The sequence below is a fragment of the Puniceibacterium sediminis genome (genome assembly GCF_900188035.1).
GTDB lineage: Bacteria > Pseudomonadota > Alphaproteobacteria > Rhodobacterales > Rhodobacteraceae > Puniceibacterium > Puniceibacterium sediminis.
This window is the reverse complement of the sequence record NZ_FZNN01000015.1, coordinates 1-24,014: the sequence shown is the minus strand read 5'-3', so window position 1 is coordinate 24,014 and position 24,014 is coordinate 1. Positions and strand designations below refer to the sequence as shown.

Below are 24,014 nucleotides of genomic sequence, written 5' to 3'. Positions count from 1 at the left end.
GTAATCACTTGTTAACGTTCCATGGTTAACAAATCGTTTGCGTCGTCGGTGGCGGCCGGAAAATACAGCCGGAATGTGGAACCACTGTTGATTTTTGTTTCGACAGAGACTGTTCCACCGGATTGCTGCATGAACCCCAAAATCATCGACAAACCTAATCCGGTGCCCGCGCCGACGGGCTTCGTCGTGTAAAACGGGTCAAAAATCTGCTGATGGGACTCTTCCGAAATGCCAACACCATCATCTTCGACACTTAGTCGAACATATCGTCCTGGCGCAATTTTAGATGCGAGCGCGGCATCATCAGACCAAGTCTGCCGGATATTTTCAGTGCTGATCTTAAGACTGCCACCATGTGGCATGGCGTCCTGGGCATTTGTTATGAGGTTGACCAAGGCGTTCCTTGCCATGGTCGCATCAGCATTCACCAACCAAAGTTTTTCATCGAGATTCATCTCGACCTTCGAGGTTACTATTCCGCTGTCTAGCGCACATGCCGTCGATACGAGCGTGTTCAGGTCAATTTGCGTGGGAGATAGGCGTGTCCGCTGAGAAAATGCGAGCATATCACGGATCAGCTGGGCCCCACGCGCCGCAGCTGCTTTGGCATAGTCCAGGCTTTCTTTGGATTCCGGGCTGACACAATCGCCTTCCAGCAGTTCAAGATTCCCTGAAATACCCGTAAGCAGGTTATTGAAATCATGTGCAAATCTCCCGGTCAGACGCCCTACGGCTTCTAGCTTGCGTGCGTTGAATAAATCGGTCTCCAGGGCTTTTCGATTAGTTGTTTCCAGGTTCAACTGAGCATGAGACTGGACCAAATCCCGATATCTTTGCCTAGAGCGTTCCGCCTCTTCAAGAAGTTCCAGCTTTGCACTTGTCATTGCTGCAACCGTCGTCAGGATTTCTAACTCTGCCTTACCAAAAGCCCCCGGTTCAGGATGTTCACTGTCAATGACTCCCACCAGGCGGTTGTGCATGACAAGGGGGACACAGATCTCCGAGCGTGCCGGCTGTGTATCCGGAATGTAACTTTGATCTCGGAGAAGATCATCAACGATGATGGCTTCTCTGTTCTGGGCCACCCGTCCGGTAATCCCTTCTCCGAAAGGAATGCGGAGTGGATTAACGATACTACGCCCAAAGGGGTTTTTTTCACCAAGTGCGGCAACCTGAGTTAGTACCCTCTGCTCATCATCGGCCTGATATATCACGCAGTCACTAAAATTCAGCTTTCCGACCACATTCTGCGCGACATACCAGAACAAATCTTCTACGTTTGGAATCGCAATCAGATCGACCGCAAAAACGTTGAGCGTGCGAAGCGTTAGCGCCTCATCAAACTGTTTTTGTTCAAAAAAATGTGGTGGTAGCAACTTTGGCACTCATATTTTCCCTTGGAACCGCATACTTAGTGTCAAGCTAACCGGAATTTTTCCTAGCCGGTAGTCTAGATTTCGGACGCAGCCGAACGATAAACTTGTTTTATGACGAGATTCTTGGATTTTTCAATGCTTGAGGGAGAGGGCGAACTGACCGATGCAGGGCGCAAACCATGTCTCGCGGCGTCAAGCGCGTCCGATCACGCCTCATGCTGACGATGGTAGTCGGCAATCTTGCGCGACTGCCCAGACTGCTGACTGTATGAGGCGAAAGACGGCGACCCGTAGCATGACAAATGCGTGGCTGAACGACCAATAGGAAGAATGATATTCTCGCGCGTGTAATATTTCGGTAGCCTGCTAAATGGCGGCATGACCCAGCCTTTGCCAAGGGCTTCACAATCGATAGGCAACTATTCAGCTAAATCATTCAGTGACTTCGGCAAACTGGTGGAAACCTGAATGCCCGGAGGAGGCTGTCCTCAATGTCGATTGAGATGCGAGGGTCAGGAAAAGGCTTTTGGCAGGACACATGCCAGTTCAGCGACGCCCGGCTGCAGTCTTTGGGCGCCGGTCTGTTGTGGGATGGCGGTGTGGACATTGTCGATGCCCAAGTGGGCCAACTGCCAAGATACTCCGCCGCCCCATTGCAGGTGACCCTGACCGATAATGCCGACAACAATGGGGCGAACAGCGGTATCGGTGGCGGTTTCCGTCGCACCAAAGAGCCGGGTCGCAAAAGCACAATCCCAGACCTCTTGCGCGCGGACAAAGCGATCAAAGGCGGGATCTGCAGGACCCTTTGCGCCGCGACCTGCCGGACCGGCCCCAACCAGATCAAAGATGAACTGACGGTAGGGCAACGGCGAAGGCGCGGGCGGTGACAGCCCTTCTCGGTCTGCTTCGGGAACGCTGTCCCAGCCGCCTTTTCCAACTTGGCGGACAAGGTCACGCCGGACGTTCAGGCCAACCATCGGCGTCCCAGTTTCCCGACAAAATCGAAAGAGCGGCAGGTAGAGTTCTGGCGGAAACCCCCAAACCTTGGCCCAATCGGTACGCTCAAGAAAAGTGGCCTCGTCCATGTCACCAGCGATCCATTCTGCTAGAACAGGGTCAAGCCGGGCAGGGAACATCTCAAAGCCCATGACAAGCGGGCGATGCGCCAGAAGCCCGGCGGCGACATGTAATTGCCAACGGTGAATATCGGCACGGTCATGTTGCTCGCCCAGCAGCACGATGTCCGCAGCGGCAAGCCGGGCGATGGCGTCATTGTGGGGCAGGCTCTCTCCACCTGACGGGGCGTACCATTTCATGCCAAGGCTCATGCTGTCGGGCTCTCCACAATCTCAAGACCAATTTCCTGGCCCTCTTCATCCAGCGCAATATGCTGATTGGCCAGTGATTTCCAACTGCCGACACTTCCGGCCTTAAGATGCAGATGGAAATCCTTTGTCATCACATTGGAATAACCCATTACGGGTTTGACGGCGTCGATCGTGCCACGCCAGACCTGTTCGCGCCCCGGTCGGGTCAGACGGATGGCCACCGGTTTGGCAGCCTCACGAAGGCTGTCGAGCAGACGGAAGCCTGGGTCGTCGGATAAATCCTCTGGCGGTGTCTCTTTCACAACACCAACTGTTCTATCCTCAGTCGGCAGGGCGGTGCGTTCGATGTCTTTGAGCGGCTCCAGAAATGGCGCGGCACCCTCCATCCCGACAACGCGGAACAGGAGTTCTTGCTTTTCAGTGAAAAAGCCGAGGCTCGGATAGACCTTTTCACGCATGATCGACGTCGTCTCGAGCCTGATTGATGTGATGGTCTGGGCGTCAACCTGGCTTTCGTGTGTGGCACCGTTCAGCGTGACATGGCCGTCGTCATTGGTGACTGTTTCGACTGTGCCGATGCGTTCATGTGTGGCGCCGTCACCAAGATGAATGACCATGACCCGGTCCATTTCGGGCAGTCGGGCAAGAATGTCTGCGGCTGAGACATCGACCAGCGTCCAGTGGCCTTTGAGGATGTCGTCATTCATGCGGATTTCCTTTCAGTCTGAGTGGCTTGGCCGATGTACCATGTATCGGTCGGCTCAAGCGCCGTTGGCATCCGGTGCGCAACACACAGGATGGTCGCGTTTGGCAGCTCCTTGCGCAGGAGCGAGAGAAGGTGCGCTTCGCTTGTCGCATCAAGAGAGCTGGTTGCCTCATCAAGAAGAACCAGATCGGGTTGATGCAGAAGGATGCGGGCAAAGGCGAGTCGCTGTCGTTCGCCCAAAGACAGCCCTTCGAGGGAGGCTTCGCCGGCTGCGTCCAGCATCGGCAGGCGATGGTCAAGGCCAAGGCGTTCCAGAATACTACGCAACCTGTCCGTGGGAATGTCAGCTGGGTCGCGCGGGTAAGAGGCTGTGGCGGCCAACCCTTCGGGGAATAGGTGGGGCCGTTGGGGGAGTGCGACCATTTTCACATCGGGTCGGCCAATCCGGCCCTCGCCATACTGCCAAAGGCCGGTGATAGCCGAGAGCAGCGTGGTCTTGCCCTGTCCGGAGTCACCCGAAATCCAGATACGTTCGCCCGGGGTGACAACGCGGTCAGGCACGGCAGACAACCAGCGGCCGTACGGAGTGGCAAGCCGAAGCCCCTGAATGTGCAGCGCGCCGTCGTCGCTTGGCCCGTGGTTAATGGCGCACGGGGCACCTGCCATTGGTTCGGGGTTGCGGGTCTGGGCGAACAGATCGTCCAACCTGTGCGCCACAGCGGCAAAATTGGCGAGATCCTTGTAGGAAAAGATGAACCAGCTCAGGGTTTGTGTAACGCGGCCAAAGGCGCTGGAAAGCTGCATCAAACCGCCAAATGTAACCGCCCCCGCGAAAAATGCGGGAAGCGCAAAGAACAGCGGGATACGCAGGATCGTCTGATAATAAGGGCGGGTGAAGAGGCCCAGAAAGAACTCTTGTCCGATCAGGCGGAACCAGTTCTGGCGGATGCCTTCGTACCGGGTGGTCAGACGGCGGCGTTCGGCGGTTTCGCCACCGGCCTGCGCGATTTCGGTGGCGTTGTCCCGGATCTGAACAAGAGCGTGGCGAAAGTCAGCCTCGTGTCGTTCCTGGCGGAAGAATAGCGATTTCAGCGGACGACCCATCAGGTGGGTGATGATGCTGGACAGCAGAACATACAGGAACGCCAGCCAAACCATGTAATGCGGGATGGAAAAACCGATCCCTAGAACCGTGAATTCCAGCAGGAAATCCGAGATATTCCAAAGGATCACCACATAGGTGACAAGCCCGACTGCGCGGCCAATCAGATCCAAAGTCTCTTGCAACAGTAATTCGACATAGATCTTGCAGTCTTCGGCGATTCTTTGATCAGGGTTATCAATGGCTTCGGGCGACAGACCCGGGCGCAGATGCCAATAGGCCTGCCCGCCCAACCATGCATTGAGCGCCTTCTGGGTCAGTTCCGTCCGCCAGCGCAGCCAGAGCCGTTTGCGAAGGTAGTCACTGATCAGATAGAGTCCGACAGAAGCGGCAACGATGCAAAAGAAGACACCGAGTTCGCGAATGGCGGTGGTCGCATCGACCTGTTCCAGCGCGTCGTAGAACCGTTTGGTCCAGGCGATCATCTGGATATCCACCCAAAGATCGACAAATTGCAGCGTCAGAACGGTCCCGAACATAAACAACCCGACCCACGCTTGCGGCCCGGAGGCCGCAAGCAGGGTCAGGCGTCCTATGCGTCCGAGGGTGCGGCGCATCAGAACCTCATTTCATAACTGACTGCAAAAGTGCGACCCGGCCCGGTCTGAAGTTCAATAGGGTTGCTGGACGCGACCGAACTGGAAGCAGTCGTGCCGTAGGTGGCAGCATTGGCCGTGAAGTAGCGTTTGTCGAACATGTTATTGATGCTGATGTTCAGGAAACCATTTTCCACAAGTTCCCACTTTGCGTGGGCATCAAAGATTGCATAGGCGTCCGGTTTGAAATCGGTATCACTGGCGGTATCCTTGACCGCGCTGGCAAAGGTTCCGACACCTTCAAGGCTTAGACGCTGGTTCGGGAAATAATGCGCCAGGGACAGGGTTGCCATCAACGGCGGCAAAGTATGCGCCGTGGTGTCCGAATCTGAATTGACCTGTTGTTCGCCCTTTTGCCAGGATGCGGAAAATTTGGCCGTGGTTCGGTCACTTAGGGCCAACGCCCCCGATGCCTCAAGACCCCAGACATTCACTGTCGAGAGATTGCGGTAGGTATAATCAGAGGTGCCGGGAGGGTTGTAGAAACTCTGGATGAAGTCGGTGTAATCCGCCTTGAAGGCATTGATCGCAAAGAAGCCGCGCTCTTCTTCGAACCGCAGGCCAAGTTCGTAACTTTTCACTTCTTCGGGGAGGAGACCCGGGGCCGGGGTCAGGTTGAAAAAGGTGCCGGGCAGCGAGGTATAGAGTTGCTGCGCAATGGGCATCTTGAACCCTTCGCCGTATTTCGCCCAGACAGACCAGTTGTCATTAAAGTGGTAGGTCGCGCCGAGGCTTTTCAAAAGCCTCTGATCGTCGCGTACAGCGGGCTCCTGCCCGGTCACAGCCTGGTAGTCGGAATCAGTCCGGGGGTCGATCTTGTAGGTTGCAAAGCGCAAACCCGGCGTCAGTTCGAACTGACCGCCGCCAAAGGTGATGCGGTCCTCAAGATAGATGTCGGCGCGGCGCGTGGTGGCATTGGCAAAATTGAAACCACCAGCGGATGTCACGGTTTTGGTGTCTGTCGTGATATTGTATTCGGTATCGCGGCGGGAATAGTCAGTTTTGGTGATGTCGCCGTCAAAGCCCATGATCATCCGGTGATCTGCAGCACCTGTCATGAAATTGACCGTGGCCTGCACATCCAGTTCCAGAAAATTCTCGGAATATTCCAGTTCATCCCAGGATTTGATCTCGTCTCCTCCGGTAGAAATCGATTCTTCGGTGCCGCTTCGGGTATAACCGTTGGAGGTATAGGCCAAGGTAGTGCGCAGCTCACTTAGGAGCCCACCGGTTGGGGTGAAGGTATGTTCAATTGCGTAACGTTGACGATGAAGATCAAGCTCGCGGTCCTTGTCCGTAATGACCTCACCTGACGAGTTGGGACCCAGGACATAGTCCTGCTCGACGCTGGTGTCGCGCTGCAGAAGGTCGGTACTGAATTCCAGCCGGTGCTGATCGGTCGGCGTCCAGACCAGTTTCACCAGTGCCCGCGTGGATTGTGTGTCGGTCGGGTCCAGTTCACCGCAGGGGGTCGCCCCGTCGTCGATGTTACGCGGGCAGCCATAGATGCCACCATCGTCGCGCGCATTCGAAAGCTCGGCCTCGTGGGCATTTTCGCGGGCGACGCCTGCAAGCAGGGAAAGTGTGGGGGAAAATTTCTGGGCGACCGTCAGCGATGTACTGGCACCCTCGTTAAAGCTGTCATAGCCAGCCTTGGCCCTTACGGCGCGATCCTGACCATCAAGGATATCTTCAGGGTCCACTGTTTCGAATGACACAAGCCCGCCAAGTGCGTCCGCGCCCCAAAGCACCGAAGCCGGTCCACGTACGATATCCACCTGCTTGGTAAAGTTCAGGTCGATGTAATCGCGTGTGCCGTCCATGATCCGCTCGGGTATCCGTGACCCATCCATTTGGATCGCCACCCGGTTTCCACCGACGCCGCGGATGGTGAAGCCTCCAAAGGTATTGAACGGGTCGGTGCCGGTTGTCTGACGGCTTACCGTGACACCGGGGACCTGGCGCACAAGTTCCTCAATGTCGGAAATCTGGTGGTCTTCGATGGTTTCCCCGTCGATGACCGTGATGTTCGCGGGGACGTCCAGAGCCTCGTCTCCGGCCCGGTCAGCGTTCACCGTGATCGGGTCCAAAATAAAGGGTTCGTCCTGGGCAGAGGCCGCAGTGGCGGCAAATTGCACAGCAGAAAGCGTGGCCGCGAAAAGCGCCCAATCGTTGGAATATCGAGCCAAAGTCATGTCCTCGTTCGGGTTGCATCTGAGAGAAGCTAGCGAGGAGAGCTGGCGCAAATTCCGTTGTCTGACCTTTGTTTTTCTTGTTTTCGGCAGACTACCCGGGCCTGCTATTGTACCTAAGTAATTTAGTCAACTATGAAGTGGCTCACTATTTTTACTGGGTTGCCCCGAAAATAGGGCAGGGAATTCACTCCGCTGGCTGGCCCACGCATAATTCGTTGCGGTGATCCCTCCGTAAGATGCTTCTTTTGTATGTTGGCAGATCGTCAGCGCAGCGCTTCGGCAAAAAATCAAATGCGGTGGCAACCGCGTGCTTGGATGTGCCGATGTATCAGAGCTTTAGAAGCTTGGGCGGGCCAAGCCGTGAGGTCCTTTCCTGACGGTTGCCGATGGCTGCATTGATTCCACGGCAGGATTTAGTGCCTGCAGGCATCAGGGCCAATCAAGCGGTATTCGATGGTCAAATTATGCGGTTTTACGCTTGCTCTTCGACTGTCATGATGTCCACCTGTACTGTGGCATGGCTTCTCGCCACGTCCACAGTCGGTATCGGCCAGCCGATTTGCCAGCCCGCTATCTGCTGGTGGAATTGATTGAGCAGGTCCCGCTGCCGTGTCCCAAGCTGCCCGACCGGGTTTTTGCACAAACACTTCCATCTGCGGTGGCCGACTGCATGCACGTCCTATTGCACGAGCGCTGCGACTGGTATCCGCGCAGCTCCGGGACGCCGACATTCGGCCTGTCAGGCGCACCGCGCCCAACGCCATCATCCATCTGGATCGACGATCTTCTGCCGTGCAGCCACGCCGCCAACGTGTCATCAGCGCACCGCTCTGATGTCTTTTTTCAAGGATCTGTTATGCGATCTGGGACGGCAAAGCGTTTACCTTGATCTGGACGCCCAAGGGTGGGCCGAGGTCTGAAGAGGTCGGTGAACAAGCTCGGATGCGCGGGTTGGATATTGCATGATCGTTTGTGTGTCTCGGGGCTATTCCTATCTTGAAAGGCGCATCAACATGGGGTGGCCACAAGTCGACAGCCCGATTGCATCCATCGGTGCGACGACGCTGCGCATTTCTGCGCCCCTAGGGAACCACGCTGGGACGGGAAAAATAAAGGTCAGATCAATTGCTTGAAAACTCTGAAATGTAAGATGTATCGGGGTGCAAGCAGTAATCTCCTCAGGTCGCGCCTGCTGACGCCTTCATGACAATGTGGGAGCGTCAACCTTGGGTCAGAGCCGAATATTGCCCCCTGTCGGCGTGCGGTTCTGACGATTATGGTGCGCGATAATCCGAGTTTACCACGGCACCACGCATCAGGTTGCGGCACCGGCATCGACTCGGGTCGTGCAGCGTGAAACACGCTTCTGGAATGGCCAGAATTCGTTGCGATTTTCGACGGGCTTGCAGTGGTTCCTGAACCGAATGAGCAGGGCAGCTATCATCTTGGCGTCTCTAAAGGTGATGGGCTACTAGGTTTAGCTGCGTTTAGCCGTTCCCCGTTGATAAACTTCAGGAAGCATTCTGTTTAAACACAGAACTTGAACTTCGTTTTTGCATCTACCCCATCGTCGCATGATACGTCGGTGCCTTGATCGAACGGGACCCGTTCAACCTCAAGCCGACTCAGATTGAAACGGACGTACCGCCCACGGCGGGAGCGATGACCCGACGCAATTGCCGCCTGGAAAGCGGCAGCCGACGTCGTGTCACAGCTGAAGCCGATTGGTTTGCACGATAACGCCACGCGCGGTTCTGAGCCGAGAATGACATGAATTGAGCTGCCTCTAATTTTAGCCTTGAAAAGTACCATTCATCCCCAAAAATGTCTATTCCGTTCGGCGGCAATAGCTCCTAGCCTCGTTCGATAAGCAAGCGTACGGGAGGAGAACTGTGCCTTGCGAATAGGACGGGCCGTAAGGTGCCCGCCTTTCATGGGAGGATTTCTGATGATGACTGCAACCCGCAGGCATGCCCTGCGCTATTTCGGTGCCAGTGCCATTGTGTTTGCCACGGCCGCGCCCTTCGCGGCGACAGCCCAGGATCGAACCTCGGTCAAGATCGGCTATGCGATCTCCAAGACGGGCGGTAATGCTGGAGGCGCCGGGATCACGACGTTGCCGAACTACCAGCTCTGGATCAAGGACGTGAACGACGCTGGCGGACTGGAATTGCCCGACGGCACGCGTTTACCGATCGAGGTGATCGAATACGATGATCGGTCCTCGGCCGAGGAAGTTGTGCGTTCGATCGAACGCCTTGCAACACAGGATGAGGTCGACTTCATGCTGCCGCCCTGGGGCACCGGGTTCAACCTTGCGGTCGCGCCGCTGTTCGACCGCTTCGGTTATCCGCAGCTTGCCGTGTCCGCAGTGACCGACAAGGCGCCCGAATTTGTCAAACGCTGGGACAAGAGTTTCTGGCTGCTAGGCGGCGGGCATGACTACACAGACGCGCTGGCCAAGGTGCTGAGCACGGCTTCGAGCGAAGGGACCATCAACTCGAAAGTCGCCATGATCTCGGTCGCCGATGGCTTTGGGATCGACCTGGTCACCGCCGCGCGGCCCGCGATGAAAGACGCCGGGATCGAGGTCGTCTACGACGTCACCTATCCGGCGGGCACTACCGATTTCACATCGATCCTCAACGATGCTGCAGCCAGCGGGGCCGACAGTTTTGTCGCCTTTTCTTATCCGCCGGAAACCTTTGCGCTGACCCAGCAGGCGCAGATCGCGAACTTCAATCCCAAGGTGCTTTATCTTGGTGTTGGCACCGGCTTTCCGATGTATGGGGCGAACAACGGTGCCAATGCCGAAGGCATCATGAGCCTTGGTGGCATCGACTACAGCAACGAAGAAAACATGGCCTATCGCAAGCGCCATGAAGAATTGACCGGACAGGCGCCCGATCTGTGGGGATCGGTCATTACCTACTCAAGCCTGCAGATGTTGCAGGAAGCCATCAAGCGTCGCGGGTTGGATCGTGACGCGGTCTCGGACGAGCTGTCGAACGGCACCTTCCAGACGGCCTCGGGCGAAATCAAGCTGGAAGATAACCAGCTTCGCACGCTCTGGCTGACCGGGCAGTGGCAGGATGGCGAGTACGTGGCTGTGGCTCCCGCGGACCGCGAGGGTGCCAAGGCGCCCAAGCTGCCCAAGGCTGCTTGGCAGGGACAGTAATCCGGTCGGATTGGAAGGCGGAGAACGCGGATGTTGATGGCGACACTCGTCGGAGGTCTCGTGCTGGGGGGGACTTATGCCCTTGTCGCGATGGGGCTGACGATCCAGTACGGGATCGCCCGGACCATGAACCTCGCCTATGGCGAAACCATGATTGCTGCGTCCTTTGCGGCCTATCTGATCCACAACACACTTGGCGTCAGCCCCGTTCTGGGGCTGGCGATCATCGCCCCCGCCGGCTTTGTATTTGGCTGGTTGGTCTATGGCATTCTGCTGCGCCCGCTGGTGGCGCGATCCAAGAACATCGCCTCGCTTGAGATCAACTCAATCCTCGCGACCTTTGGCCTGCTGTTCGTGATCCAGGGTGTGATGTTGGTGGTCTTTGGCGGCAACTATATCAGTTACAACTATCTGAACTTCGGCATCGAAGTCCTTGGCGTACGCGTGGCGGCCAACCGGTTGCTGGTGCTGTTCCTTGCCTTCGTGATTGGTGGCGGATTGTTCCTTTTGCTGACGCGCACGCGCTGGGGGACAGCCCTGCGTGCGGTCGCAGTAAATCCGGCGGCGGCGCCTCTGGTCGGGATTGACGCCAACCGCGCGGCCCGGTTCGCCTTTGCCCTTGGTGGCGCACTTGCGGCAAGCGGCGGGGTTGTCGTGTCGATGTATCAAACGTTCACCGCGTCATCCGGTGTGGTGTTCACCATGAAGGCGCTGATCGTCGTAATCATGGGCGGGGTCGGGAACCTGGCCGGGGCGTTGTGTGCCGGTCTGATCCTAGGCCTGTCGGAAACGCTGGTGGCCACATATATCAGCCCCGGTCTGACCATGGCCGCGGTCTACATCATCTTCCTTGGGATCCTTTTGTGGCGTCCATCGGGCCTGTTCGGAAAGGTCGGCAAATGAAGCTGACCTACGGTATTCCTGCGGCGCTTGCTGCACTTGTTGTGCTGGCCTGCGCGCCGCTGTTTGTCGGGCCCTACTGGCTGGGCCTGCTGATCGGTCTGGCGGGATATGTCACGCTGGCATCGGCCTGGGCGCTGTTTTCGGGGCGGACTGGCTATGTCTCGCTGGCCACGGTCGCGTTCTTTGGTATCGGCGCCTACACTGTCGCAGTCCTGAGCGAAGCAATGCCCTATCCCGTGGTCCTTTTGGTCGCGGCGGGCATCGGGCTGGGCGTGGCGCTGCTGGTGGGCCTTGCGACCTTGCGGCTGGAGGGGGTCTATTTCGTGGTCTTCTCGTTCGGGCTTGCCGAATTGGTGCGCCAGCTGGTTACCTGGTATGAGACCTCGATCAACGGCACGCTAGGGCGCTACATTTTTCTGGATTTCGGACCCGAGCATATCTATTGGCAGCTTTTGGCATTGGCCGTGGTCACCCTGCTGTTGACTTGGTGGATCGGGCGGTCGCGCCTTGGCCTCGCTCTCAAGGTGATCGCGGACGACGAAACCGTCGCCTCGCACATCGGGATCAACATCGCCTGGACCAAGATCACGCTTTTCGCCGTCAGCGCCGTCATCATGACGCTGGTCGGGGCAATTCAGTCGCCGCGCTGGACCTATGTTGAACCCGCCATCGTGTTCAATCCCACCGTGTCCTTCATGACACTGATCATGGCGCTGTTTGGCGGTGCGGGTCGGCTCTGGGGGCCAGCACTGGGCGCGATTCCTCTGTTCTTGCTGTTTGAGTGGCTGTCAGCGAACTTTCCCGATCACTATTCCATCCTGCTGGGTCTGTTGTTCATCATCATCGTGTTCCTGCTGCCACGCGGAGTCGTCGGTTTATTCGATGACCGGTTCGGCACGCGGCGTGCAGAGGTACAGCCTGCGGCAAGTGGTGAGGGAGCGGGTAAATGAGCGCGCTGCTGGAAATCCAAAACATCACCAAGCGTTTCGGCGGCCTGACGGCGGTGGATGATCTGTCGTTCGATGTGGCCGAGGGCGAAGTGCTGGCGCTACTCGGGCCGAATGGGTCGGGTAAGACGACGATGATGAACATCATCTCGGGCGCGCTGAAACCTACTGAGGGCCGGATAACCCTGGCGGGGGAACAGATCACCGGCCTGCCGCCGCACCGGGTCGCGGCGAAAGGCGTCGCGCGAACCTTTCAGCTGGTCAAGATCCTGCCTTCGCTTGATGTCCGTGAAAATGTGATCGCTGCCTTGGCGTTTCGGCGGGACGCACTTTGGGGGCAGGAGGCCCAGGACGAGGCCGACCGCCTGCTGGTCAATGCGGGGCTGAGCGCGCGGGGCGGTGAGATGGTCGAAAACCTGACCTACATCGACCAGAAGCGCGTGGAATTGGCCCGCGCTCTGGCGTCACAGCCGCGTCTGCTGTTGCTGGACGAATGGCTGGCCGGGCTGAATCCCACCGAACTGCGGGTCGGGATCGACCTGATTGCGGGCCTGCGCGACGCCGGTATGACGATCCTGCTGGTCGAACATGTGATGGAGGCGGTGCGCGCGCTGTGCAACCGCTGTGTGGTGATGAATGTCGGCAGCAAGATCGCCGATGGCGATACCGACGCTGTGCTGAACGATCCGGGCGTGGTGCGCGCCTATCTGGGGACTGCAGATGCTTGAAGTCAGGAACCTTTCGGTCGCCTATGGCAAGCACATGGCGCTGCAGGACGTGTCGATAGACATGGCCGAGGGTGAGGCGCTGGTCATCCTGGGGGCCAATGGTGCGGGCAAGTCTACGCTGCTGAAATCCGTCGCGGGGATGGTGCGCCCTGCCGCCGGCGCGAGTATTGAGATGTTGGGCCAGAGCCTGATCGGCATGCCACAGCACGAGGTCGTCGAAACCGGCATCGCGGTGGTGCCCGAGGGGCGCGGCGTTTTTGCCGCTCTCACGGTTCGCGAAAATCTGCTGCTGGGTGCCTATCCGCGGCGCGCCCGCGCCCAGGAGGCGGCGAACCTAGACAAGGTGCTGACCCTGTTTCCCCGCCTTGCTGAACGGCGGCGGCAGACGGTGTCGACCATGTCGGGTGGAGAGCAGCAGATGGTTGCCATCGGGCGGGCGCTGATGTCCTCGCCCCGACTTTTGATGCTCGACGAACCGAGCCTTGGACTGGCTCCGGTTCTGGTGGGCGAATTGTTCCAGTCACTGGCTGCCATCCGCCAAAGCGGTGTCGGTTTGCTGATCGTCGAGCAGAACGTGAAGATAAGCCTGTCGATTGCGGATCGGGGTTACCTGCTTGAGGCAGGGCGCATCGTGGGGCAGGGCACAGCGGAAACATTGGCAAATGATCCGGCGGTTCAGAACGCGTTTCTGGGCGTCGCGGCACATACCTGAGCAGGAGAGACGATTTTGGAAACGCTTGGACTAATGATTGGCGGCAATGATGTCACCGCCACCGACGGTGCCACCTTTGAGCGGCGCAATCCAATCACCAACGAACTGGCCACCCAGGCAGCCGCGGCGACGAAGGACGACGCCATTGCGGCTGTCGATGCCGCCGCTGCCGCCTTTCCGAAGTGGTCACAAAGCTCTCCCAAGGAGCGGCGCACCGTGCTGAACAGGGCGGCGGACATCCTGGTCGAGAAGATGCCGCTGTTCAAAGAGGCGATGGCGGCTGAAATCGGTGCTACGGCGGGCTGGGCCGGGTTCAACGTAACGCTTGCATCGGACATGTTGCGCGAAGCGGGTGCGATGACCACACAGATCACCGGCGAAATCATCCCATCGAACCGCCCCGGATCGATGGCAATGGCGATCCGACAGGCGGCGGGCGTGGTGCTTTCCATGGCCCCGTGGAACGCTCCGGTGATCCTTGGCGTGCGTTCGATCGCGATGCCGATCGCCTGTGGTAATACGGTGGTTATGAAGACGTCGGAAATCTGCCCGCGTACCCACCGGCTGATCATTGATGCGCTGAACGAGGCAGGCCTGCCTGCAGGCGTGCTGAACTCCATCTCGAACGCGCCCGATGATGCGCCCGAAATCGTTGAGGCGCTGATCGCCCAACCGGCGGTGCGGCGGGTCAACTTTACCGGATCGACCCGGGTCGGGAGGATCATTGCCGAGCTGTGTGGTCGTCACCTGAAACCCGCCCTGATGGAACTGGGTGGCAAAGCGCCGATGGTGGTGCTGGACGATGCCGACATTGATGCGGCAGTCGCGGCTGCGGCCTTTGGCGCCTACATGAACCAAGGCCAGATCTGCATGGCGACCGAACGTCTGGTCGTGGACGAAAGCATTGCCGACGCCTTTGTCGCCGCTCTCGCCACCAAGGCCCGGAGTCTGAAGGCAGGCAACCCGTCCGAGGGCAAGACGCCGTTGGGCAGCGTAGTGGACGCAACAGCCGCGCATCGGATCGACCAGTTGGTCAAGGACGCGGTATCCAAGGGTGCGGCCCTGGCAGCGGGCGGCGGCATTGATGGCACGATCATTTCTGCCATCGTGCTGGACAATGTGACGCCTTCGATGAAGATCTATTACGAGGAATCCTTTGGGCCCGTCGTGACCATTGCCCGGGTTAGCGGCGTAGACGAGGCCGTGTCTGTCGCCAACGACACCGAATATGGGTTGTCCGCTGCGGTCTTTGGCAAGGATACGATGCGCGCCATGGCCGTCGCACGGCGTATCGAATCCGGCATCTGCCATATCAACGGCCCGACGGTCCATGACGAAGCTCAGATGCCCTTTGGCGGGACAAAGGCATCGGGCTATGGCCGGTTCGGCGGCAAGGCGGCAGTCCAGGAATTCACTGAATTGCGCTGGATCACCGTGCAGGATGGCCCGATCCACTATCCGATCTGAGATTGTCAAAAGGGCCGGGGAACTTATCGACCTGCCGAGCCTGAGAACGGGATGAGCGCTTAACGCTCATCCCGGGGCAACCTACCTGAACAGCGTATCGATCAGCCCTGCACCAAGTCCCACCTTTTCATAATGATCGCGGCACATCTCGATGTAGTTGTGCACATCGAAATAGCCGTCAGGCTCGCCCTTAGCGTCGAGCCAGATCAGCGGGCCGGTTACCTGAAAGAACACCTTCATCGGGTCCTTGTGGTCATAGGCGACCAACGTGTGGCCCTCGCCGGGGCTTTCAAAAATGAAATCGCCCGCGGTCGCGGTCCAGTCATGTTCCAGATAGCCCCACTTGCCCGAGATCGTGTAGGCAAAAACCTCGTGCGGGTGATAGTGGCGGTTTATGACACCGGCCTCTTTCGCCATCAGGATATCGCACCACTTGTTCTGGTCGGGCGAAATCCAAAGCGGGCGGGAGGAGACTGTTTCGGTGAAGGGCACGTAGTAGCGCTCGTCGTCGGTGGCGGCCTCGGGAAGATAGACTTCGGGCTTGGCGTCGGGGCGAAAGACGTTGGTGAGAGGCTTTAGGTCGCGCCAGAATTCGTGGGTAGGTTTTTCGGCCATTTACAGTTCTTTCCTCAGGGGCGCACGCGCACATCCAGCAGTGCGAGGCCCCGATGTTCAGCGATATGTTCAAGGGCGTCGGCAAGCGCGCCCGGAAGGTCAGCGCCAGTTTCAACGCGGCGCGCCCAGGCGCGGCTACCTTCGGCGACTTTTGTAAAATCGGGCACGGGTGAAAGCTGCGTCAGCGGCATCTTGTTGGTGCGCGCGGCATAGCCTTCGGGGTAGATGCCCAGAACTGACTGACGCACTGCGCCCCATTCGGCGTTGTTCACGATGATTATCAGAAGCGGCAATTGCAGCGCTTCCGCAATTTGGTGGCAGGCAACGGGGTTCGAGAACATGTAAGAGCCATCCCCCATGGTGGCCACGATCAGGCGGTCACGGTCGGCCAGCTGCATCCCCAGCGCGGCCGGAAAGGACCAGCCCAGCCCGCCGGCATGGGGTTCCTGATACCAGGCCTGATGATGGTCCAGCGACATTGGCGCCATCGGGCAGCCGAGTTCCGACAGAACACTGGCGCTGCGCCCTTTGATCGCCCGCGACAGGCACAGGCTTACCCACTCCTTGGTCATCTGCCCGTCACGGCCCGCCTCTGACCGGGCAAGAACCTGTTTGCGCGCCTCTGCGTTTTCTGCGGCGACGGCTGTCCGGCGTGGCGGGATGCGCGGCGCATGATCCTTGTGTAGCGCATCCATCGCCTGCTTCAGGGCCAGGATCCCATCTGCCGTGTCGCAGGCAATGGACAGATCCGAGCGGAAGTTACGGATGGGGGTACGTATGGACAGCGGATCCTGCCCCATCTGGATGATCTTGCATCCGGCGGCGGGTTTGTGGATTTCCGGCGCCCAAGGGGCCAGCGCATCCAGCACAAGGATCGCATCGGCGCGCGCGATCAATGGCGCGGGATCGGGGGCGGCGGCCATCGGGTGATCGGTGGGCATGGCCAGCGACAGCGCCCAATACTGGCAGACCGGAATGCCCCAGCCGTCGGCAAGTTGCGACAGGGCGGCAAAGGCAGCGCTGCTTCCCGTGCCATGCTGAGCAAAGATCACCGGGTTTTGCGCTGTCGCCAATATCTCGGCCGCCTGAGCGATCTGCGCTGCACTTGCATGGGATGTCGTTGGCTGCATGGAGGGGGGCAGATCGAGACCGTCAGTCGGAGTTTCCATGCACAGTACTTCGCGGGGCATGCTGATATAGACGGGCCCCTTGGGGGTGGAATTGGCAATGGCCCAGGCACGGTCGGCGACTTCGCTGACCTGTTCGGGAAAGCGCAGCTCATAGTCCCATTTGCTGGCTTCGCGCACCAGTGCGGTCTGGTCGCGCATTTCCTGACCCCAGCCAATGGGCACAGTGCGGGTGCCGAACCTGTCCTTTTCGGTGGTGGGCGTGCGGCCCGAAAACAGCAGCACCGGGATATGTTCGACCGCTGCGTTGATCGCCCCGATGGCGCAGTTGGCGAGGCCCACGTTGGTGTGCGCCATCACGGCCTGCGACCGGCCCGTCGCCAAATAGTATCCGTGCGCCATGCCCATGGCGGCGGATTCATGCGGGATGATGATCGCGTGCGGCAGGTCAATGTTCTTGGCTGCGGCTTCGGCGAGGCCTTCGATGATCGGGGGGAAATCGGTGCCGGAATTTGCAAAGATGTAATCCACGCCGATGGATTTCAGCCGCGCCAACAGGGCGCCGCCGGCCGTCATCCTCATACCGGTCGGGGTGGGGGAAGTGGTCATGGTATCAGCCTCATTGCAGCAGCCGCGGCAGGAAAAGCGACACAGCCGGAAACAGCACCAGGATCGTGATGCGCACGATCTCGGAACCAAAGAAGGGCATGACGCCCCGGAAGGTATCACGCATGGGCACGTCTTTGGCCACCGCGCTGATGATAAATACGTTCAGGCCCACGGGAGGGGTGATCAGGCCTAGCTCGACCACCACAAGGATTATGATGCCGAACCATAGTTTCGTTTCGTCCGGGCTCAGCCCGAAGTCGAGACCAGCCACCACCGGCCAGAAAAAGGGGATCGCAAGGATCACCATCGACAGGCTGTCCATCAGGCATCCGAGGACCAGAAATATGACGATGATCAGGACCATGATCGTCATCGGCGCAAGGCCGCTGGTCTGCAGCAGTTCGGCGGCCGCTTGGGGTACACCAGCACGGGACATGAAGATCTTTAGCAGTTCCGCGCCGAATACGATTAAAAAGATCATGCCGCTGCTGCGGGCCGTTTCCAGCAGCGCATCACCCATATCCGGCAGGGTCAGCCGTCTGCGCGCGATGCCATAGACGATGACCATGATCACACCGATGGCTGCAGCAGCGGTGGGGCTGTAGATACCCGCATAGATGCCACCGATGACCACGCCAAAAATCACCAGAACCGGCAGCATCGCGAGGGTCGCTGAACCGAGATCGCGCAGGCCAACCGGCTGCGCCTTGGGGCCAGATCCGGGCACAAAGCGCACATAAAGCGAGATCGTCAAGATGAACATTAACGTCGCCAAAAGGCCGGGGATCAGCGCGGCGGCAAACATCTTGACGATATTCACCTCGACGATGATCGCATAGACGATCAGCACGATGGATGGCGGGATGAGAATACCCAGCGTGCCGCCCGCCGCGATACAGCCCGTGGCCAGAGCGCCGGAATACTTGTACTTGCGCAGTTCAGGGATCGCGACCTGTCCCATGGTCGACGCCGTCGCGGTGGACGATCCACAGACCGCGCCAAAGCCCGCGCAGGCGGCGATTGCCGCCATGGCCACACCACCCTGAAAGCGGCCAAGCCAGGCATTCGCACCGCGGAAGATGTCGCTCGACAGTCCGCATCTTGCTGCAAGCCCGCCCATCAGGATGAACATCGGCAGGACCGACAAATCGTAGTTTGAAAATTGTGCGTATGCCAGATCCTTGAGCTGGCTCAGGATGATCCCGGGTCCCGATTGCAAACAAATGCCGACGAACCCGATCAGGATCATGGTATAAGCGATGGGCACGCGGATGGCGATCAGGGCCAGCAGGCCAACAAGCCCGCCCATGCCGATCAGAAAATTGTCGATCATGCATGCGCCCCGTTCTGCGCCGCGCGCAAGCTGCGAAGCTGGGCCGCAAGCGTGACAAAGGATGCCAGCGTCAGCAGTACAAGTGACAGAAGGATCGGCGGAAAGGCCGTCCACAGTGGCAGCTTCAGCACCGGGGTTACCTCGCGGTATTTGATGTAGCTTTGCAGCCCGCCATACATCTGAACTAGCATCATGACCGAAAAGGCGATGGCCAGGATCGAAGACAGCGCTGCCATGGCCGCCTTGGCGCGGGGTTTCATCCGCTCGGTGAAGATATCGACCGAGACGTTGGAGCCGGTTATCTGGCAGTAAGGCAAGAACATGAAGATCGCTACGGCGATCACATGCTTGACGAGTTCATAATCCGCGGGAAAGGGTCTGCCGGTCAGCAGGTTCGACACGGCGCTTGTTGCAGTCATCAGAGCAAGCCCGAGCGTCAGTACCCCGCCCAGAAGCGCCCACCAGCGCACGGACCTTACGATCCATGCGCCAATGGGCGTCCGCGTTTCGGCAGCAGGCGGTTCGGTGCTTGCCGTTGGTTCGATCTTTTCGTTCAAGATTGCCGGGCCGCCATGGTCTGTCGTGCCGCCGCAACAAGCGCCGCGGCGTCAAAGCCCGACTGCTGACCAACCCACTGGTCGACGACCGGAGCCAGCACCGTGTTGAAGGCAGCCATTTCCGCGTCGGATAGAACGATATGCTCGTTGCCATTATCCACGGCCATCTTGATGCCAAAGTCATCGGCTCCGCGCCAGATGTCCGCCACTTCCCGCAGCCAGTCTTCGCCACTGTTGTCGGCAAAGATCTGCTGCAGATCGTCGGGCAGCCCGTCCCAGCGGGATTTGTTCATCGAAACCTGGAACGTGGTTGTGCCAAAGCGGTTATTGTCCGGGCCTTCAATCTGGTACTTGGTGGATTCGAACAACTGCAACGGCGGAATGATTTCCCAGGGGATCAAGGCTCCGTCAACGGCGTTCGTGCTTAGTGCCTGGGGCAGATCAGGCACGGGCATCGTGACCGGCGTGGCCCCCATCGCCTCGACCACCGCGTTGCCGGTCGGGCCGGGCACCCGCAGCTTCAACCCCTTGGTGTCATCGGGAGAGCGGACCAGCTTTTCAGCCATTTGCAGGGCCTGTCCCGCATGGACATGCATGAACAGCACTTTCACATCCGCGAAATCGGGGGAAAGATATTCGTCGAACATATCGCGCATGGCAAGGTTCGCGGCGCTAAGATCGTTGGTAAAGACGGTTGGCAATTCAAAGGCTTCGGAACGCGGGAAAAGACCCGGAGTATAGCCGTTTACTGTCCAGACAATGTCGACCACGCCCTCGGCGACCTGGCGGAACAGCTGCGGCGGGGATCCGCCCAGCGACATCGCTGGATAAAGCTCGATCTTCACCCGTCCTTCGGACTGGTCCTGAATGCGTTGTGCCCAAGGCTCCAGCATCTTGGAATGCGCCGGGGCCTTTGGGCCCAAAAAGTGGTGCAGCTTCAGTTCGACTTCTGGAGTCTGCGCCCAGGCTTTGCGCAAGTAAGCGGGCGTCGCGACGATTGCCGCACCGCCGACAAGGATCTGCCGTCGATTAATCATAATTTCCCCTCCCTGAGACAGGCGTCGACACGTCGTGACAGCCTGCGCTGTTGCAATGGCCCGGCACAGCTCTCCTCCCGCGCGGACAATCGTGGTGGAATGATATTGCGGAACTGGCACTGCAGGAATGGACATATTCAGACAATAATTGTACTATTCAAGGGTCAAAGACCCGGAGCGCAAGACATGCCGATCTCAGCCAGAATGCATGATCTCAAAAGCCCACCCGACACCGAGGTGACACAGATTCGCAGCCAGCTGACGAGCGGCGGATGGTCGTTCCGGGACAAACGCCACCGAGGCTTTATTCTTCAGGCGGGGCAGGGTCGGGTTGCTCTGGCGGGCGGCGATCTGTCTTTTGTCGCGCCTTGTCTGGTTTGGCTGCCGGCGGGTGCGGGGCAGCGTTTCATGCTGGATGCCGGCAGCCGGGGCGTCGCGCTCGGCGTCACTGAAGTGGGGATCGCGCAGGCCATCAACATCGGTCCGCTCACCTCGCAGATCCGGGCGGTTCTGCTCGAACCGATGATCAAGGCGCGGATTGATCTGAAGCAGGCCAAGCAGCTGTCCGAGGCTTTGGAGAAGATCGCCGAGGAGATCGATAGCGAGGAAGGCGGTGCGCAAGAGGCCGTTCAGCACCTCCTGGCGCTATTTTTTATCGCGATCTGGCGCATGTCGGGCCCGGTAAAGCGCGGGTCGCAGCCCTTGCCGCGCACGATTGCCCTGCAATTCCTGCAGGCGGTTGAACTGCACCTGCGCGATCACTGGACCGTCGCACGCTACGCGGCCGAAATTGGCGTAACACCCGACCGGCTGAACGCAACCCTGCGCCGTTCAACAGGTCGACCGCCTCTCGCTTTGATCCACGCACGCATCATTCACGAGGCCGATGCCCTTCTGGACGATTCCAGCTTGCAGATCGCCGAGATCGCCGACGATCTTGGGTTCTCTGATCCGGCCTATTTCAGCCGTTTCTACAAGAGACTCACGGGCCAATCCCCGAACCACCAGCGCCGCGATATCCAATCCCGAAAGAGCCGCCCCTCCTACGCCGCTTGGCCATAAGAAAAAGAGGCAGTTTCTGGGCCCGTTTAACTGTCAGCCAATCCGTCGCAGTAGGTTCTTTATCGTGGAGTCGTCAGGTACCAGTCGGCGTATTCGGGCGAACCTTCGGAACGGAGCGGGCCATCATATCCAAGTTCTACAATGTGAATCATTGTATCCGGCCCGTTGCATGGGATCACCGCATAGGATCCCGTCATATCTGACGCGATCAAGGCTGTTATTGCGCCAAAATCCGACCTGGCGGCATGGGTCGTGCCGCGTGGTGCGGAAAACGGTATGGGTTCGAAAGTTCCGTTCAGATGCAGGCGGCAGTGCCCATGAAACTATGTGTGATCATGTCGAGGTCGGGGCGCAGGGTATCGCGCAGGCGTTCTGAATCCAGGAGCATGATTTGGTCCACCGGCGCGATATCGACCGGTGCCGGGTTGTCGTGCATGAAAATCTGTAGAGGCCGTTCAAGCTGCGCCAGTTGTGCAGAGAGCCAGTCGGGACGTCGTGCGCAGAAATGGCCGACTTGGGTTGGGGTCCCCAGCTGTCGATCATGATTGGGTGCCCAGATGCACGGGCAGAGAGAGTCTGGCGAGGATGTCACTCAGACGGATGTAGGCGGCCCCGTCTCCCCCCCATCCGACAGATCGCCGGTGATGAATATATCCTCAGCATCGGCGTGCGGGCCAAGCGCGTGATCCAGAGCGGGCAGGTTAGCTGCCGCCGAGTCGAGCAGGATGGCATTGGTGCCGTCCTCGTGTTCCTCAAACGCCAAGCGGAATTCGACTTTTATATCAGGGTGCTGAACAACCTGATCCGTCGACGAGATATCAGTTTTCCGGGCTGATGCCGTAAATAGTTCGTCCTGAACAAGTCGCAAGCGTCTGACTTTGTTCGGTGATCCCGGTAGAACTGAAGCAGGAAATTGCAGGGTTTCGTATGATGGGTGCGGAAATCTTGCAAATTCCGGAGCCGCGATGAAGCCTCATCCCCGCATTGAATAGCAGGACGATCTCCTGCGTCTCCGTCTGACCGACATGATCGATCTTCGGCACGCATTGGCGAAACTGGCAGCGCTGATCGACTGGGAGTTCTTCGAGACGGAATGGGCCAGTTTCTTTCCCTCCACGGCAGGGCGGCCAGCCACATCGCCGCGCCTGGTGGCGGGGCTGCTCTATCTCCAGCACGCCTACCGCCTGTCCGACGAAGCTGTCGTCGCCCGCTGGGTCGAAAACTCCTACTACCAGCACTTCACCGGCGAGGTGTTCTTCCAGCATCGCCCTCCGATCGATCCGTCATCGCTGACACGGTGGCGCAGACGGATCGGCGAGGAAGGAGCCGAGTGGCTGCTGACCAAAGCGATCGAGGTCGGGGGCGCACCAGGTTTGGTGGAGGATCGCAGCCTGTCACGCATAGCCGTGGATACGACGGTGATGGAGAAGAATATCGCCCACCCGACCGACGCACGACTGTATGAAAAGGCGCGTCGGCGGCTCGTTGCCCTGGCAGATGAAGGCGGGGGCGGCCTGCGCTAGTATTACAATCGACTGGCACCGCGCCTCGCGATGCAGATCGGGCGCTATGCTCATGCCCGCCAGTTCAAGCGCATGTGCAAGGCTCTGAAAAAACTGAAGGGCTACACCGGCCGCGTCCTGCGCGACATCCGCCGCGAGCTGGAGGAGATTCCGGGTGGCCCCTTCCGCGAGCGTGTTCTGGACACCCTCGCGCTCGTCGGCAGACTGCTGCATCGAGGCCCCAAGAGCCCTGGCAAGATTTACGCTTTGCATGAGCCCGAGGTCGGCTGCATCTCGAAAGGCAGGGCCCGCAAACGCTACGATTTCGGCACCAAGGTCAGCCTCGCCACGACCATCGACGAGGGTTTTGTCGTCGGCATGCGCGCCCTCGCGGGCAATCCCTACGATGGGCAAAGCTTGTCAGAGGCTTTGGAACAGGTCGCAATCCTGACCGGTCAGACCCCGGAACTGGTCGTCGTCGACCGTGGCTATCGTGGCCACGGTGTATCAAAAACTAAAGTGCTGATCAGCGGCACGCGCCGGGGCCTGACGCCAAAGCTGAAGACGCTGCTGCGACGACGCAGCGCCATCGAGCCCGAGATCGGACACATGAAAACCGACGGTCGCCTCTCGCACTGCCCGCTGAAGGGCACGTTCGGCGACGCGGTCTTCGCCGTGCTTTGCGGCTGCGGCCACAACATCCGCAAGATCCTCGCCCACCTCAGGGCTTTGTTGACCCTCATCCTGGCCGCATTCCGCGTCGCCGTTATTTAGTCGACGCTGAACAAGTGGATCACAGCACACCGAGACACGGATGTGGTGTCGAAAGAGGATCTACGCCTCGCCCAAGAGAATGACCGGCTTCGGCGCG

19 protein-coding genes and 1 pseudogene are annotated in these 24,014 nt (G+C 59.0%); 8 read left to right on the top strand and 12 right to left on the bottom strand.

Translation table 11 applies throughout. The features are described from left to right. Positions 1–11: 11 nt before the first annotated feature. The 5 genes from CHB75_RS15390 to CHB75_RS15370 form a co-directional block, all read right to left on the bottom strand. Positions 12–1,385: an ATP-binding protein gene (locus tag CHB75_RS15390; RefSeq protein WP_089272063.1), complete on the bottom strand. Its 1,374-nt coding sequence runs from the start codon at positions 1,383–1,385 to the stop codon at positions 12–14. Between the two features lie 503 nt (positions 1,386–1,888). Then, positions 1,889–2,695: a ChaN family lipoprotein gene (locus CHB75_RS15385; RefSeq protein ID WP_089272226.1), complete on the bottom strand. Its 807-nt coding sequence runs from the start codon at positions 2,693–2,695 to the stop codon at positions 1,889–1,891. An 8-nt stretch (positions 2,696–2,703) separates the two neighbouring features. Beyond that, positions 2,704–3,414, bottom strand: a complete 711-nt coding sequence (locus CHB75_RS15380) for a ChuX/HutX family heme-like substrate-binding protein (protein WP_089272061.1) — start codon at positions 3,412–3,414, stop codon at positions 2,704–2,706. Continuing rightward, on the bottom strand, positions 3,411–5,132 hold the full coding sequence (locus CHB75_RS15375) for an ABC transporter ATP-binding protein/permease (protein WP_089272059.1): 1,722 nt from the start codon (positions 5,130–5,132) through the stop codon (positions 3,411–3,413). The genes CHB75_RS15380 and CHB75_RS15375 overlap by 4 nt, the downstream gene beginning before the upstream one ends. Then, entirely contained in the window at positions 5,132–7,360 is a 2,229-nt protein-coding gene (locus CHB75_RS15370) for a TonB-dependent hemoglobin/transferrin/lactoferrin family receptor (protein ID WP_176439161.1), read from the bottom strand. The genes CHB75_RS15375 and CHB75_RS15370 overlap by 1 nt, the downstream gene beginning before the upstream one ends. 1,954 nt (positions 7,361–9,314) lie before the next feature. Here CHB75_RS15370 and CHB75_RS15365 point away from each other — a divergent pair. The 6 genes from CHB75_RS15365 to CHB75_RS15340 are packed head-to-tail and all read left to right on the top strand — an operon-like array spanning position 9,315 to position 15,301. Next, entirely contained in the window at positions 9,315–10,544 is a 1,230-nt protein-coding gene (locus CHB75_RS15365; RefSeq protein ID WP_089272224.1) for an amino acid ABC transporter substrate-binding protein, read from the top strand. Between the two features lie 30 nt (positions 10,545–10,574). Continuing rightward, positions 10,575–11,447, top strand: coding sequence for a branched-chain amino acid ABC transporter permease (locus CHB75_RS15360; protein ID WP_089272055.1), 873 nt, complete (start codon positions 10,575–10,577; stop codon positions 11,445–11,447). Continuing rightward, positions 11,444–12,397 carry a branched-chain amino acid ABC transporter permease gene (locus CHB75_RS15355; protein WP_089272053.1) on the top strand — a complete coding sequence of 318 codons (954 nt, stop codon included), beginning with the start codon at positions 11,444–11,446 and terminating at the stop codon, positions 12,395–12,397. Before CHB75_RS15360 ends, CHB75_RS15355 begins: the two co-directional genes overlap by 4 nt. Next, positions 12,394–13,122 carry an ABC transporter ATP-binding protein gene (locus CHB75_RS15350; protein ID WP_089272051.1) on the top strand — a complete coding sequence of 243 codons (729 nt, stop codon included), beginning with the start codon at positions 12,394–12,396 and terminating at the stop codon, positions 13,120–13,122. The genes CHB75_RS15355 and CHB75_RS15350 overlap by 4 nt, the downstream gene beginning before the upstream one ends. Next, positions 13,115–13,834, top strand: coding sequence for an ABC transporter ATP-binding protein (locus tag CHB75_RS15345; protein ID WP_089272049.1), 720 nt, complete (start codon positions 13,115–13,117; stop codon positions 13,832–13,834). The genes CHB75_RS15350 and CHB75_RS15345 overlap by 8 nt, the downstream gene beginning before the upstream one ends. A gap of 15 nt (positions 13,835–13,849) precedes the next feature. After that, positions 13,850–15,301 carry an aldehyde dehydrogenase gene (locus CHB75_RS15340; RefSeq protein ID WP_089272047.1) on the top strand — a complete coding sequence of 484 codons (1,452 nt, stop codon included), beginning with the start codon at positions 13,850–13,852 and terminating at the stop codon, positions 15,299–15,301. Between the two features lie 81 nt (positions 15,302–15,382). On the opposite strand, the gene CHB75_RS15335 is transcribed toward CHB75_RS15340, so the two are convergent. From CHB75_RS15335 to CHB75_RS15315, 5 genes are read right to left on the bottom strand one after another with little or no spacing between them, the layout of a single operon-like run. Then, positions 15,383–15,916: a 2,4'-dihydroxyacetophenone dioxygenase family protein gene (locus CHB75_RS15335; RefSeq protein WP_089272045.1), complete on the bottom strand. Its 534-nt coding sequence runs from the start codon at positions 15,914–15,916 to the stop codon at positions 15,383–15,385. 14 nt (positions 15,917–15,930) lie between these two features. Next, positions 15,931–17,652: a thiamine pyrophosphate-requiring protein gene (locus CHB75_RS15330; RefSeq protein ID WP_089272043.1), complete on the bottom strand. Its 1,722-nt coding sequence runs from the start codon at positions 17,650–17,652 to the stop codon at positions 15,931–15,933. A 10-nt stretch (positions 17,653–17,662) separates the two neighbouring features. Continuing rightward, positions 17,663–18,985 (bottom strand): TRAP transporter large permease, encoded by a 1,323-nt coding sequence (locus tag CHB75_RS15325; RefSeq protein WP_089272041.1) that lies wholly within the window; start codon positions 18,983–18,985, stop codon positions 17,663–17,665. Then, positions 18,982–19,542: a TRAP transporter small permease gene (locus CHB75_RS15320; protein WP_217898799.1), complete on the bottom strand. Its 561-nt coding sequence runs from the start codon at positions 19,540–19,542 to the stop codon at positions 18,982–18,984. The genes CHB75_RS15325 and CHB75_RS15320 overlap by 4 nt, the downstream gene beginning before the upstream one ends. Next, on the bottom strand, positions 19,539–20,579 hold the full coding sequence (locus CHB75_RS15315) for a TRAP transporter substrate-binding protein (protein ID WP_089272039.1): 1,041 nt from the start codon (positions 20,577–20,579) through the stop codon (positions 19,539–19,541). The genes CHB75_RS15320 and CHB75_RS15315 overlap by 4 nt, the downstream gene beginning before the upstream one ends. A 186-nt stretch (positions 20,580–20,765) precedes the next feature. Here CHB75_RS15315 and CHB75_RS15310 point away from each other — a divergent pair, with 186 nt between their 5' ends. Beyond that, positions 20,766–21,641 carry a helix-turn-helix domain-containing protein gene (locus tag CHB75_RS15310; protein WP_176439160.1) on the top strand — a complete coding sequence of 292 codons (876 nt, stop codon included), beginning with the start codon at positions 20,766–20,768 and terminating at the stop codon, positions 21,639–21,641. Between the two features lie 295 nt (positions 21,642–21,936). Here the strand turns inward: CHB75_RS15310 and CHB75_RS21725 are convergent, their stop codons facing one another. Together CHB75_RS21725 and CHB75_RS21720 are read right to left on the bottom strand one after the other, a co-directional pair. Further along, positions 21,937–22,077: a hypothetical protein gene (locus CHB75_RS21725; RefSeq protein WP_176439159.1), complete on the bottom strand. Its 141-nt coding sequence runs from the start codon at positions 22,075–22,077 to the stop codon at positions 21,937–21,939. Between the two features lie 156 nt (positions 22,078–22,233). Continuing rightward, positions 22,234–22,404, bottom strand: a complete 171-nt coding sequence (locus tag CHB75_RS21720; protein ID WP_176439158.1) for a hypothetical protein — start codon at positions 22,402–22,404, stop codon at positions 22,234–22,236. Between the two features lie 262 nt (positions 22,405–22,666). Here CHB75_RS21720 and CHB75_RS15300 point away from each other — a divergent pair. Further along, positions 22,667–23,917: pseudogene (locus tag CHB75_RS15300) on the top strand (IS5 family transposase). The last annotated feature ends 97 nt before the right edge of the window (positions 23,918–24,014 follow it).

What these genes read in the sequence shown, in the direction of transcription:
- CHB75_RS15355 (WP_089272053.1), top strand. Translation starts at nt 11,444, where the DNA reads ATGAAGCTGACCTACGGTATTCCTGCGGCGCTTGCTGCACTTGTTGTG.
- CHB75_RS15350 (WP_089272051.1), top strand. Translation starts at nt 12,394, where the DNA reads ATGAGCGCGCTGCTGGAAATCCAAAACATCACCAAGCGTTTCGGCGGC.
- CHB75_RS15385 (WP_089272226.1), bottom strand. Translation starts at nt 2,695, where the DNA reads ATGAAATGGTACGCCCCGTCAGGTGGAGAGAGCCTGCCCCACAATGAC.
- CHB75_RS15380 (WP_089272061.1), bottom strand. Translation starts at nt 3,414, where the DNA reads ATGAATGACGACATCCTCAAAGGCCACTGGACGCTGGTCGATGTCTCA.
- CHB75_RS15365 (WP_089272224.1), top strand. Translation starts at nt 9,315, where the DNA reads ATGATGACTGCAACCCGCAGGCATGCCCTGCGCTATTTCGGTGCCAGT.
- CHB75_RS21725 (WP_176439159.1), bottom strand. Translation starts at nt 22,077, where the DNA reads ATGCACGACAACCCGGCACCGGTCGATATCGCGCCGGTGGACCAAATC.
- CHB75_RS15315 (WP_089272039.1), bottom strand. Translation starts at nt 20,579, where the DNA reads ATGATTAATCGACGGCAGATCCTTGTCGGCGGTGCGGCAATCGTCGCG.
- CHB75_RS15335 (WP_089272045.1), bottom strand. Translation starts at nt 15,916, where the DNA reads ATGGCCGAAAAACCTACCCACGAATTCTGGCGCGACCTAAAGCCTCTC.
- CHB75_RS15360 (WP_089272055.1), top strand. Translation starts at nt 10,575, where the DNA reads ATGTTGATGGCGACACTCGTCGGAGGTCTCGTGCTGGGGGGGACTTAT.
- CHB75_RS15345 (WP_089272049.1), top strand. Translation starts at nt 13,115, where the DNA reads ATGCTTGAAGTCAGGAACCTTTCGGTCGCCTATGGCAAGCACATGGCG.
- CHB75_RS15330 (WP_089272043.1), bottom strand. Translation starts at nt 17,652, where the DNA reads ATGACCACTTCCCCCACCCCGACCGGTATGAGGATGACGGCCGGCGGC.
- CHB75_RS15375 (WP_089272059.1), bottom strand. Translation starts at nt 5,132, where the DNA reads ATGCGCCGCACCCTCGGACGCATAGGACGCCTGACCCTGCTTGCGGCC.
- CHB75_RS15325 (WP_089272041.1), bottom strand. Translation starts at nt 18,985, where the DNA reads ATGATCGACAATTTTCTGATCGGCATGGGCGGGCTTGTTGGCCTGCTG.
- CHB75_RS15310 (WP_176439160.1), top strand. Translation starts at nt 20,766, where the DNA reads ATGCCGATCTCAGCCAGAATGCATGATCTCAAAAGCCCACCCGACACC.